Annotated in this window: 11 protein-coding genes; 6 read left to right on the forward strand and 5 right to left on the reverse strand. The window is 56.6% G+C overall.

Annotation, left to right across the window (positions count from 1 at the left end; translation table 11 throughout):
- Positions 1 to 15: 15 nt before the first annotated feature.
- Both nudB and aspS read right to left on the reverse strand, forming a co-directional pair.
- Positions 16 to 459: a dihydroneopterin triphosphate diphosphatase gene (nudB, locus tag GTU79_RS16235; protein ID WP_132921273.1), complete on the reverse strand. Its 444-nt coding sequence runs from the start codon at positions 457 to 459 to the stop codon at positions 16 to 18.
- Positions 460 to 2,250 (reverse strand): aspartate--tRNA ligase, encoded by a 1,791-nt coding sequence (gene aspS / locus GTU79_RS16240; protein ID WP_203521197.1) that lies wholly within the window; start codon positions 2,248 to 2,250, stop codon positions 460 to 462.
- A 374-nt stretch (positions 2,251 to 2,624) separates the two neighbouring features.
- Between aspS and GTU79_RS16245 the strand changes: the two genes are divergently transcribed.
- The 4 genes from GTU79_RS16245 to cmoB all read left to right on the forward strand — a co-directional run bounded on the left by GTU79_RS16245 (position 2,625) and on the right by cmoB (position 5,919).
- Positions 2,625 to 3,194, forward strand: coding sequence for a hydrolase (locus GTU79_RS16245; protein ID WP_203521196.1), 570 nt, complete (start codon positions 2,625 to 2,627; stop codon positions 3,192 to 3,194).
- Positions 3,195 to 3,236: 42 nt separating this feature from the next.
- Positions 3,237 to 4,052: a DUF72 domain-containing protein gene (locus GTU79_RS16250; RefSeq protein WP_420854187.1), complete on the forward strand. Its 816-nt coding sequence runs from the start codon at positions 3,237 to 3,239 to the stop codon at positions 4,050 to 4,052.
- A gap of 143 nt (positions 4,053 to 4,195) precedes the next feature.
- Positions 4,196 to 4,951 carry a carboxy-S-adenosyl-L-methionine synthase CmoA gene (gene cmoA, locus GTU79_RS16255; RefSeq protein WP_132921270.1) on the forward strand — a complete coding sequence of 252 codons (756 nt, stop codon included), beginning with the start codon at positions 4,196 to 4,198 and terminating at the stop codon, positions 4,949 to 4,951.
- A complete protein-coding gene (gene cmoB / locus GTU79_RS16260; protein ID WP_132921269.1) occupies positions 4,948 to 5,919 on the forward strand; it encodes a tRNA 5-methoxyuridine(34)/uridine 5-oxyacetic acid(34) synthase CmoB in 972 nt (323 codons plus the stop codon). Before cmoA ends, cmoB begins: the two co-directional genes overlap by 4 nt.
- Positions 5,920 to 6,005: 86 nt before the next feature.
- Here the strand turns inward: cmoB and cutC are convergent, their stop codons facing one another.
- Positions 6,006 to 6,764, reverse strand: coding sequence for a copper homeostasis protein CutC (gene cutC / locus GTU79_RS16265; protein ID WP_132921268.1), 759 nt, complete (start codon positions 6,762 to 6,764; stop codon positions 6,006 to 6,008).
- A gap of 98 nt (positions 6,765 to 6,862) precedes the next feature.
- Here cutC and GTU79_RS16270 point away from each other — a divergent pair, with 98 nt between their 5' ends.
- The gene (locus GTU79_RS16270) at positions 6,863 to 8,005 is read left to right on the forward strand and encodes a MalY/PatB family protein (RefSeq protein WP_203521194.1); all 1,143 of its coding nucleotides are present in this window, start codon (positions 6,863 to 6,865) and stop codon (positions 8,003 to 8,005) included.
- A 55-nt stretch (positions 8,006 to 8,060) separates the two neighbouring features.
- Here GTU79_RS16270 and GTU79_RS16275 read toward each other — a convergent pair whose 3' ends face one another.
- Positions 8,061 to 8,621, reverse strand: a complete 561-nt coding sequence (locus tag GTU79_RS16275) for a VOC family protein (RefSeq protein ID WP_203523046.1) — start codon at positions 8,619 to 8,621, stop codon at positions 8,061 to 8,063.
- Between the two features lie 708 nt (positions 8,622 to 9,329).
- Between GTU79_RS16275 and argS the strand changes: the two genes are divergently transcribed.
- Complete coding sequence (argS, locus tag GTU79_RS16280) at positions 9,330 to 11,060, forward strand: arginine--tRNA ligase (protein WP_203521193.1); 1,731 nt, start codon at positions 9,330 to 9,332, stop codon at positions 11,058 to 11,060.
- 481 nt (positions 11,061 to 11,541) lie between these two features.
- Here argS and GTU79_RS16285 read toward each other — a convergent pair whose 3' ends face one another.
- Positions 11,542 to 12,183 (reverse strand): HD domain-containing protein, encoded by a 642-nt coding sequence (locus tag GTU79_RS16285; protein WP_203521192.1) that lies wholly within the window; start codon positions 12,181 to 12,183, stop codon positions 11,542 to 11,544.
- Between the last annotated feature and the right edge of the window lies 1 nt (position 12,184).

Genomic DNA, 12,184 nt, shown 5'->3' on the forward strand with positions numbered 1-12,184 from the left:
CCGAAATAAGCCTCTTCAGGCCGGATAAATAACAAATTCTTCAATCGCCTGCCGATTACTCCAGGATTTGGTCAGTAAGGCGGCCTGTGGGGCGCTGAGCCATTGGAAAGCGAGATGCTCGCTTATCTTAGGCTCACGCTCAGAGGGTAACGTCAAACTGAACCAATATTCTGTATTACGCGTCACTCCCGGCGCATATCGGTGGCGCAAATGACTGAAAATTTCAAACTCGACGCAGCGCTTGCAATCCAGCAACGGGAGGCGCTCGGCATCGATATTGATGCCGGTTTCCTCGCACACTTCCCGTTTCGCCGCCTCGGCGGGAGTTTCCTCTCCTTCCAGGCTGCCGGTGACCGATTGCCAGAAATCGGGATCGTCCCGGCGCTGCATCATCAAGACCCGGCCGCTATCCCGGGCGTAAATCACAATCAACACCGAAACCGGTCGCTTCCAGGCCATCTATTGCTGTCCGCGTTCCGCCGCTTCCTTGCCTTTGCCGATGACGGCGATGGACAATTCCGCCAGCGCGTCAGGATTGCCAAAACTCGGCGCGTCGGTCATGGGATCGGCCGCGGCGGTGGTTTTGGGGAAAGCGATAACGTCGCGGATATTATCGGTGCCGGTCAACAGCATCACCAGGCGATCCAGGCCGAAGGCCAGCCCCGCGTGGGGCGGGGTGCCGTATTTCAGCGCATCCAGCAGGAAGCCGAACTTATCCCGCTGCTGCTGTTCCTCGATACCCAGGATGCTGAATACCGTCTGCTGTATTTCGCTGCGATGGATACGCACCGAGCCGCCCCCCACTTCATAACCGTTCAATACCATATCGTAGGCATTGGCCACCACCGACAGCGGATCGGCCGCCAGCGCTTGCGGGTCGACATCCAGCGGCGCGGTGAAGGGGTGATGCATGGCCGCCAGTCCGCCTTCGTCGTCCTGCTCGAACATCGGGAAATCAATGACCCACAGCGGCGCCCAGCGCTGCTCGTCGGTGATATGCAGGTCGCGGCCCAGCTTCAGGCGCAGCGCTCCCAGCGCATCGGTGGTGATTTTGGCACGATCGGCGCCGAAAAAAATCATGTCGCCGTCGCAGGCGTCGGTACGCGTCAGTATCGACTCCAGCACGCCGGCATCGAGGAATTTGGCGACGGGACTTTGCACCCCTTCCAGACCCGCCGAGCGCGAATTAACCTTAATATAGGCCAGACCTTTGGCGCCGTAAATTTCGATAAACTTGGCGTACTCGTCAATTTGCTTGCGGCTTAACTGCGCGCCGCCGGGTACGCGGATCGCCGCCACCCGCCCCTTGGGGTCATTGGCCGGCCCGGAGAACACCTTGAATTCAAGGTTTTTCACCAGATCGCCCACATCAACGATTTCCATCGGGTTGCGCAGATCGGGTTTATCGGAACCAAAGCGGCGCATGGCTTCGGCGTAGGTCATCACCGGAAAGGCGCCCAGGTCGACGCCTTTGATTTCTCGCCACAGTTCGCGAATAAGGCGTTCCATGACTTCCCGCACCTGGGGCGCGGTCATAAAGGAGGTTTCGACGTCGATCTGGGTGAATTCCGGCTGGCGATCGGCTCGCAGGTCCTCGTCGCGAAAGCATTTGACGATTTGATAATACCTGTCGAAACCGGACATCATCAGCAACTGCTTGAAGAGCTGCGGTGACTGCGGCAGAGCGTAGAACTTGCCTTTATGCACCCGGCTCGGCACCAGGTAGTCGCGCGCGCCTTCCGGCGTCGCTTTGGTAAGCATCGGCGTTTCGATATCCAGAAATCCTTCGCCATCCATAAAGCGGCGCACAAAACTGCAGATGCGGGCGCGGGCTTTCAGCCGCGCCGCCATTTCCGGACGGCGCAAATCCAGATAACGGTATTTCAGCCGCTGCTCTTCGGTATTGTTTTGATTGGAATCCAGCGGCAGCGGCTCGGAACGGTTGAAGACCGTGAGCGATGTTGCCAGCACCTCCACTTCGCCGGTGGCCATTTCGCTGTTGATTTGACTGTCGGGCCGCGCCCTTACCGTACCGGTAAGCTGAATACAAAATTCGTTGCGCAGCTCCGAGGCGCGGGCGAACGCCTCCTGGCGATCGGGGTCGAAAAACACCTGCACCAGCCCTTCCCGATCCCGCATGTCGATAAAAATCAGGCCGCCCAGGTCCCGGCGGCGGTTAACCCAGCCGCACAATGTTACTTCCCGGCCAACATGGGACAGATTGAGCTGTCCGCAATATACAGTACGCATCACGATATCCTTAAAATTAAGCCCATGCCGTCCTGCCATTTTTAGCGGGTAAAGAATACCCCTCATCGTTCACATTGCAGCCGGATGGGCCGCAACGTAAAAGCTATTGGGTATAATCATTGGGGCTGACGGCTGTGCATTGGCATATTGCCGACATTCGAAAGGCGGCCATTATAAAGTAATTTCCCGCACAGGATAAGTCCGAAGGCAACTCCCCTTGGTCAGGTCAAATAATTAATCATTAACATATTTATTAACAAAATTTTCCCGCCGGGGCTATTCCCATGTCCATCGACTAACATACCCTTTCCCGGTCACTTTCTGAATAGACTGACACCCGTTGGTCCGGTTTTGTGAATTATAGGAGACGTATTATGCTGGAACTCGATCCCAAAGGTAGCGCGCTGGTATTGATTGATTTGCAACAGGGTATCCTGCCCTTTGCCGGCGGACCGCATAGCGCCCAGCAGGTGGTGACCAAAGCCGGAAAGCTGGCCAGCCGCTTTCGGGAGATCGGCGCGCCGGTATTTCTGGTGCGGGTGGGCTGGTCGCCGGATTTTGGCGAAGCGTTGAAACAGCCGGTGGATGCCGCCATGGGCGGCAACGGATTGCCGGAAAACTGGTGGCAATTCCCCGAAGAGCTAAAGGTACAGGAAAGCGATATTCGCATTATCAAACGTCAATGGGGCGCATTTTACGGCACCGATCTTGAGATGCAGCTGCGTCGCCGCGCCATCGATACTATTGTACTGGCGGGTATCTCCACTAACATCGGCGTGGAATCCACCGCGCGCAACGCCTGGGAAATGGGTTTTAAACTGGTGGTGGTGGAAGATGTCTGCAGTGCCCATGATAAGGAGCAGCATGATAACAGCATGCAGAATATTTTTCCGCGCATCGGCCGGGTACGCAGCAGCGACGAGGTGCTTGCCGCCATGGGGTGAGTTTTGTCCGCAACGGGCCGGCCGGCGAGGGCCCAGGCCATGATGTATATTGGCTTGCCGCAATGGCAGCATAGCGGCTGGGGTAAGCTTGGCATGCGCACCCTGGCGGATTACGCGCGTTATTTCAACTGCGTGGAAGGGAATACCACGCTCTATGCCCTGCCCGCCCTTGATCGAGTCTACGACTGGCGCGCCATGACGACGGAAGATTTCCGGTTTTGCTTTAAATTTCCGGCGACCATCAGCCATCAGGGCGGGCTGCGGGATTTTCAGCAACCCCTGGCGCAGTTTTACCAGACCCTGGAGCCCCTGGCGGACAGGATCGGCCAATACTGGCTGCAGCTGCCGGCGACCTTCGGCCCTGTGGACCTTCCCGCCCTGTGGACCTTTCTCGACGCGCTCTCCCCCGCATTCAGCTATGGCGTGGAAGTCCGCCATGAGCAGTTTTTCGCCAAAGGCGAAGACGAACTGGCGTTAAACCGCGGTCTGCGGGAGCGGGGGGTCAATCGGGTGATTCTCGACAGCCGTCCGGTCCATCTGTCCCGCGCCTCCAGTCCCGCCCTGCTGGCGGCTCAGCGCCAGAAACCCAAAGTGCCGCCCCATGCGCTGCTTACCGCCCACCGTCCGTTGATTCGTTATATCGGCAATGACGACATCAATGACAGCCTGCGGCTGTTTCAACCCTGGCTGGACAAGCTGCCGCAATGGCAAGCGCATCAAACGCCCTTCCTGTTTATTCATACGCCGGACATCGCGCAGGCGCCGCGCCTGGCCCAGCATCTGTGGCCACTGCTTGAAGCGAGAATTCCCGCCATCGGCCCGTTTCCAGGCTGGCCGCAGCAGGATACGCTATTCTGAACGCCGGCCGCCGCGGCGAGACGCATCCAGCCGGAAGAGGGTCGCCGCAGCGGAATGCTTACACCTAGATGCATGCCGCCGCATGCTTTGTGCCGGGGATCTGGTAGAATATGGCCTTTCCATGAATAATCCCCGATATCGCCATGACTAACCCAGATAAGCTTTTCTCGACGCCCATTGCCAATTTGGGCGATTGGACTTTCGATGAACGTGTCGCCGAAGTCTTCCCGGATATGATCCAACGCTCGGTGCCCGGCTACGCCAGCATCATTTCCATGATCGGCATGCTGGCTGGACGATTTGCCCGCCCCGGCTCCCGGATTTACGATCTCGGCTGCTCCCTCGGCGCGGCGACCCTGGCCATGCGCCGCGCCGTTACCGCCGAGGACTGCCGGATTATCGCAGTGGATAACTCCGCCCCGATGGTGGATCGCTGCCGGCGGCATCTCGAGGCATTTCGCGCCGATATCCCGGTAGAAGTGCTGCATGCCGATATTCGCGATGTGCCGATAAGCAACGCCTCGCTGGTGGTGCTGAACTTCACCTTGCAGTTTCTTGAGCCGGAGGATCGCCAGCAGATGCTTAATCGCGTTTTCGCCGGCCTCAATCCCGGCGGTGCCGTGGTATTGTCTGAAAAAATGAGTTTTCAGGACGCGGAAATTGGCGAACTGCTTTTCAATATGCACCATGACTTCAAGCGCGCCAACGGCTACAGCGAGCTTGAGATCAGCCAGAAACGCAGCATGCTTGAAAACGTCATGCTGACGGACTCGGTGGAGACCCACAAGGACCGCCTGCGGCAGGCCGGATTCGGCCACGGGGAAATCTGGTTTCAGTGTTTCAATTTCGGCTCCCTTATCGCTATCAAACCCGCCCATAGGCCGGAGAACGCGGGATGACCGATTTTGGTGATTTTTATCAGCTGATTGCCAAAGGTCCCCTCAGCCCCTGGCTCAATACCCTGCCCGCTCAGTTAAGCGCCTGGCAGCAGGAATCCCTGCACGGCAAATTCAGACAGTGGTTTAACGCTGTGGAAAGATTGCCGGTGATGACGCCGGCGCGGCTCGATTTGCTGCACGGCGTCACCGCCCAGGGCGAGACACCGCTTGCCGCAGGCCAGAAAGAGGGTATTGAAGCCTTGCTGCGGCAATTGATGCCCTGGCGCAAGGGTCCTTTTTCCCTTTACGATATTGAAATAGAGACGGAATGGCGTTCGGATTGGAAATGGGAGCGGGTCTTGCCCCATATCGGCCCCTTGGCCGGACGGCTGATCCTGGACGTGGGCTGCGGCAGCGGTTATCACCTCTGGCGTATGGTGGGCGCCGGCGCGCGGCTGGCGGTGGGAATCGATCCGATGCAGCTGTTTTTATGCCAGTTCGAGGCGGTGCGTAAACTGCTCGGCGGCGATCTGCGGGCGCACCTGTTGCCGTTGGGCATCGAGCAATTACCGGATCTGCGGGCGTTTGATACGGTATTTTCCATGGGCGTGCTTTATCATCGCCGCTCGCCGCTGGATCATTTGTTGCAGTTGCGAAACCAATTGGCGGATGACGGCGAACTGGTGCTGGAAACCCTGGTGATTGAAGGGGATGACCGGCAGGTGCTTGTGCCGGGAGAACGTTATGCCCGGATGCGGAACGTGTATTTCATCCCCTCGGTAAATGCATTGACGGCCTGGCTGGAAAAATGCGGCTTCGGCCAAATCCGGCTGGTGGATATGACGGCAACCTCCACCGAGGAGCAACGCCGCACCCCCTGGATGACCAGCGAATCGCTGGAGGATTTTCTTCACCCGGACGACCCGCGTAAAACGGTGGAGGGTTACCCCGCGCCGCTGCGGGCCATCATGGTTGCGCGCAAAGCCTGATCAAAAAAAAGCCCCAAGAAAAATGTTGGGGCTTGGTACTTGCAAGCATCACGTGGGTTAGTTCGTGTGCGCGGCAAAAACTGTCTTCAGGCCAAACGAGGAGAGAGAGTGGATAACGTCAGCGCATGTTTCATCGCCGCCACCATGTCGCCGTCAACACAGTAATGGCTGAATTCATCCGCTTCGTAGTCAACGCTCATGCTGACCCCCGCTTTCCGGTAACGCATACCGGACGGTATGACCTGCCTTGCCGAACTGTGCAATTCACGTATGCCGCTTTGCTGAAACTTATGCAAATTGGTTAAGCGTACGCCCGCACCGGCCATAATGATTGGACCACGACTACGCCCCGTCAGTTCCCTCAATAATGCCAAACCAGCTTCGGCGCTCTGCTGCTGACCGGATGTCAGGATGCGGGCCACCCCCAGATCGGTTAACTGGATTAATGCCTGATGCGGGTTGAAGCACATATCAAAGGCACGATGAAAGGTCACCGCCATCCCTGAACATTGCTGCATAATCAGCCGCATGCGGGCTAAATCGATGTGCCCTTCGGCATCCAGCACGCCCACCACCACGCCGGGAAAGCCCATATCGCGGATAAAGGCCAGCTCATTAAGCATGATTTCGAACTCAATGTCGCTGTAGCAAAAATCGCCGGCCCGGGGCCGGACAATGGGATGCACGGGTATCGTTACCCTCTCGCGGGCCAGCTTTAACGTCCCGTAGCCTGGTGTCAAACCGCCTTCTTTGGGCGCCGAACACAGCTCGATACGATCCGCGCCCGCTTGCTGCGCCGTCAACGCACACTCGACGCTATAGCAGCAGACTTCCAGTTTAGGCATTGTATACTCCTTCTTGACACGCCAGATTAACAGGCATATGAAAACGTGACCATCCATCTGTTGCGATAAATTCTTATTTATCGCCCAAGGAAATTACTATGGCATTCAACTTTGACGAAAGTATCGACCGACGTCACAGCGACAGTTTTAAGTGGCAAAAGTATTATGAACAGAATGTCATTCCTCTTTGGGTCGCCGATACCGATTTTCGCTCACCGCCCTGCATTATTGAGGCACTGCAGGCACGTATCGCCCATGGCGTCTTTGGTTACGGTTTCCCTTCTCCGGAATTGACGGAACTATTTATCGCACGTATGGCCGAGCGCTATCACTGGCGGGTGCAACCGGAATGGCTGGTCTTTTTGCCCGGTCTGGTGAGCGGTATTAATCTGGCGGTCCGCGCTTTAACCGGGCCGGATGAAGGCATTGTCATCCCTACCCCTATTTATCCGCCGTTTCGCGCCGCGGCGCGCGGCGCCGGCCGACAGCAACGCCTCGCCCCCATGGTGTTGAATGACGGGCGTTGGCTGGCGGATTTGGCCGCGGTTGAAACCGAACTGACCGGCGTTGAAAAACTGCTGATGTTATGCAATCCCCATAATCCCGGCGGCACCGTTTATCGCCGGGAAGAGCTGCAACAGCAGTTGGCGTTTGCCCAACGCCACGATTTATTGGTGTGTTCCGACGAAATTCACTGCGATCTGCTGCTGGAACCCGGGGTGGAGCATATACCGTTCGCCTCGCTGGACAGTGACGCGGAACAGCGCTCGGTGACCCTGATGTCGCCGTCAAAAACCTTTAATATCGCCGGACTGGGTGCGTCGCTGGCGGTGATCCCCAATCCCCGGCTACGGATGCGTTTTATCGCACAACGCAGCGGCATCGTCCCAAGCGTAGATGTGCTGGCTTTTGTGGCCGCCACCGCAGCCTGGCGTGACGGGCAACCATGGCTGGACGAGCAGTTAGCCTATCTGCGTGGGAATCGGGACTGGCTCAGGGCGCGCATCAATGAATTACCGGGTTTGCATATGGCCTCTCCCGAAGGCACTTATCTGGCGTGGATAGATGCGCATGAACTGGCGGCGGAAAATCCTCAGCGCTTTTTTGAACAGGCGGGCGTCGGTCTCTCTCCCGGCGCCGAATTCGGCGACCCGCGATTCGTCAGGCTGAATTTCGGCTGCCCACGGGCATTGCTGGAAGAAGGCATTGAGCGCATGGCCGCTGCCATCAATGCCGGCTGATTCTTGCCCGTCTCAGGAGAAGGATTGAATGCCGGGCCAAAATGATGCCTCAAAATTAATCCCCCTCCCCGGCCACAATGGAGCGCAGGCTATGGGGATGAAACTTGATGGTCACATTGCCATCGGTCACCGCCAGCGTCGGGTTGGGTAAAGATTCATTTTCTCCCTGCGGCGCACTGTGCCTGATCCTGATATCGGGAGACGCCAGCGCCCCGTCGCTCAGCAAGGATAGCGCGCGTTGCGCCAGTAAAGACGCCGGTCCCGGCAGGACTATCTCAATATGTTCCCAGCCTTCGTGGGGATAACGGCGTTTACCGGGCCAGGGCAGCTCCACACAGTCGGTGCGTAACCCGCCGAATTCAATGGGTTCAGGCAAATGGAACAGCGCAATGTCCCTACCGTTAACGGCGCTCTTTTTCAGACAGCGGCCGCATTGCTCCCAACCGTCGAACCATCGCCGGGCGGTGGTATCCTGATGGCAGCGCAGCGCGATATGATCGATATGACAAACGCTGAGATCCAAACCAAGGCGGTGAGACAACGTTGCCAGTTGCATACCGAACTCTATTATATCTTCGGATAAATCCGTTAATTGGTCTATTTTTTGCCATTTCATTTCTTTCACTTTTCTTTCCGGCATATTTTATGTTATGGCTAAAGTACATTTAATATAAAATTAACTATTACAAATATTATAATTAATTTTGATATGATCATATTGCTAATGGTTAAGCTTGTTTGTTATATGGGAATATCGCCCTCATTTGACAAATTGTGCTGTAAAGCCCGTCAGAAGCGGGTTTGCGGCCAAAATGGACTTTGAATGCTCAGTATAATCTTAAAGCTCTGGAGGGGGATTGTATAGACATTGGAAATAAGTTAGTTTCAAGATCAATAGTGATATGAGAATATAATTATGTTGTTACTTATATTGTGTATGGTACTTGTTGTAATTGCTATATTTTCTATTATATTACATCTTCGTACCAGGAATCGTAATCAGCTGGGCGTCTCACGTAAAAGCCGCCGCCGCTAGCAATTTATCTCCTTCCGGGTTAGGGCGCTGCTCGCCGAATCCTTTTGTCCTTTCTTTCACCTGCTCATATCCATTGGTTTGACCGGATCTTACGACGCTGCAACTTTCCGCTAAGCGTAGCCGGCCATACTGACGCGGGCCGCCATTTATGGTATAAGCGGTGTTTCTTTTTACTTAACGGCTTGCGCCGGGGCCTTCAGCCATCGGTCGGCATGGGATCGTTATATCAAACGGCCGGGATGTGGGGCAGTGCCTCGCAGCCACGGCGCGGGTAACAAAGGTAATACGGTGAATATTCAGGCTCTCCTTTCAGATAAAGTCAGTCAGGCGTTATTGTCCGCCGGTGCTCCCGCGGCAAGTGAAGCGCAGGTGCGTCAATCCGCAAAAGTGCAGTTTGGCGATTATCAGGCTAACGGTGTGATGACCGTGGCCAAAAAACTCGGTATGCCGCCGCGACAATTGGCTGAAAAAGCAGTAGCGCTGCTGGAGCTTGAAGGCATTGCGGATAAAATCGAAATCGCCGGACCGGGTTTTATCAATATCTTCCTGAACCGCCGCTGGCTGGCGGCCCAGGTTGAAGCCGCCCTGGCTTCGCCGCGGCTGAATATTTCGCCGGTGGCGCCGCAGACCCTGGTGGTGGACTACTCCGCGCCAAACGTGGCGAAAGAGATGCACGTTGGCCATTTGCGGTCCACCATTATCGGCGATGCCTCGGTGCGGACCCTGGAATTTCTGGGCCATAACGTTATCCGCGCCAACCATGTGGGTGACTGGGGCACGCAGTTCGGCATGCTGATAGCCTACCTGGAAAAGATTCAATCCAGCGGTGAGCCGGATATGCAGTTATCCAGCCTGGAGGAGTTCTACCGGGCCGCCAAGAAAACTTACGATGAGGATGCCGCGTTCGCCGAGCGCGCCCGCGGCTATGTGGTGAAGCTCCAGGGCGGCGACGACTATTGCCGCCGGATGTGGCGTAAGCTGGTGGATATCACCATGGCGCAAAACCAGAAGATTTATGATCGCCTGAACGTCACCCTGACCCGCAAGGATGTGATGGGCGAAAGCCTGTATAACGACATGCTGCCGGGTATTGTGGCCGATCTGAAGGCCAAGGGGCTGGCGGTGGAAAGCGAAGGCGCCACCGTGGTCTACCTTGAGGAGTTCAGGACCAAGGAAGGCGAGCCGATGGGGGTGATTATCCAGAAAAAAGACGGCGCCTACCTTTATACCACTACCGATATCGCCTGCGCAAAATACCGCTACGAGACGCTGAAAGCCGATCGCGTCCTGTATTATATCGATTCGCGGCAGCATCAGCATTTAATGCAGGCCTGGGCCATCGTGCGCAAAGCGGGCTATGTGCCGGAATCCGTTCCGCTGGAACACCATATGTTCGGCATGATGCTCGGCAAGGACGGCAAACCTTTCAAAACCCGCGCCGGCGGCACCATCAAGCTGTCGGATTTGCTGGATGAAGCGCTGGAACGCGCCCGCCGCCTGATAGCGGGCAAAAATCCGGATATGACGGAGGAGGAATTGGAAACTCTGGCGCAGGTGGTGGGGATCGGCGCGGTGAAATATGCCGATTTGTCCAAAAGCCGTACCACCGATTATGTATTTGATTGGGATTATATGCTGGCCTTTGAGGGCAATACCGCGCCCTATATGCAGTATGCCTATACCCGCGTGGCCTCGGTGTTTAAGCGCAGTGGTTTGGATGAAGGTGAATTGACCTTACCGGTAGTGCTGAACGACGATCATGAGGCGCTGTTGGCAACCCGCTTGCTGCAGTTTGAGGAAGCCGTTACCACGGTGGCGCGCGACGGGACGCCTCATGTTATGTGCGCGTATTTATACGATCTGGCGGGGTTGTTTTCGGTGTTTTACGAGCGTTGTCCAATTCTCACCGCGGACAGTCAGGATATTCTGCAAAGCCGTTTGAAGCTGGCGCGGCTGACCGCCCGCACTTTGAAGCAGGGTCTGGATTTGCTGGGTATACAGACGGTGGAACGGATGTAGGGAGGTGGGCCCGGTCGTCCTTTAACACGTGTTCGTTGCATGTTCGACGATCGCGGGCCTACCGCTCCGGCAGGCGGTAAAACCACGCCTGCTTCGACCCCATCGGCACGCTCTCCCTTTAACACATGTTCGTTGCACGATCGGTGATGGCGGGCCTAGCGTGCCGTGGGGCGCTCCGGCAGGCGGTAAAACCACGCCTGCTTCGACCCCATCGGCACGCTCTCCCTTTAACACGTTCGTTGCACGATCGGTGATGGCGAGCCTACCGCGCCATGGGGCGCTCCGGCAGGCGGTAAAACCACGCCTGCTTCGACCCCATCGGCACGCTCTCCCTTTAACACGTTCGTTGCACGTTCGGTGATCGCGGGCCTACCGCGCCATGGGGCGCTCCGGCAGGCGGTAAAACCACGCCTGCTTCGACCCCATCGGCACGCTCTCCCTTTGACACGTTCGTTGCACGATCGGTGATGGCGGGACTAGCCTAGCCCTGCCAGCGTGAGGCGCGAATCACCGTGCAGAAATTGCCTTTTACGAAGTCAGGCTCTTTGTCGGCAATGACGTCGGCTTTGACATTGCCGAAGGTCGTTTGCGGCTTGTCTTTAATGCCCTCATAAAACGCCTGGATGATCTCTTCCTTGAAATTCAGGCTGCGGGGGTGTTCGGCCACAATCTTCCGCCGGATGTCATCTCCATATCCCTCGTAGTTAATACCCAAAACGTCCATCTCAACGCCGGCGGTGACCAGCGCGATAACCGGATCCATGAATTCCGGAATACCGGGCGTGGTATGCAGGGCAATGGCCGTCCAGACCTTATCGATATCCGCCTTGCCGATGCCGTGGCTGTCCAGGAATTCCCGCGCCGTATTGGCGCCGTCTACTTCAAAACGTTTATCGCAGCTGCAGTGTTCATGGGTGAGCCCCATATCGTGGAACATGCAGCCGACGTACAGTAATTCAGGATCGAACGCCAGTTGACGCTGGCGGCCGGCCAGCGCGGCAAAATAATAGACCCGGCTGGAGTGATGAAACAACAGCGGCGACTCGGTGTCACGTACCATTTCAGTGGCGGCGCGGGCCAGCCGGCTATCGGGGATGCGGATGCCGTTAACGGTGAAAGTCATG

The organism is Sodalis ligni (assembly GCF_016865525.2).
Classification (GTDB): domain Bacteria; phylum Pseudomonadota; class Gammaproteobacteria; order Enterobacterales; family Enterobacteriaceae; genus Acerihabitans; species Acerihabitans ligni.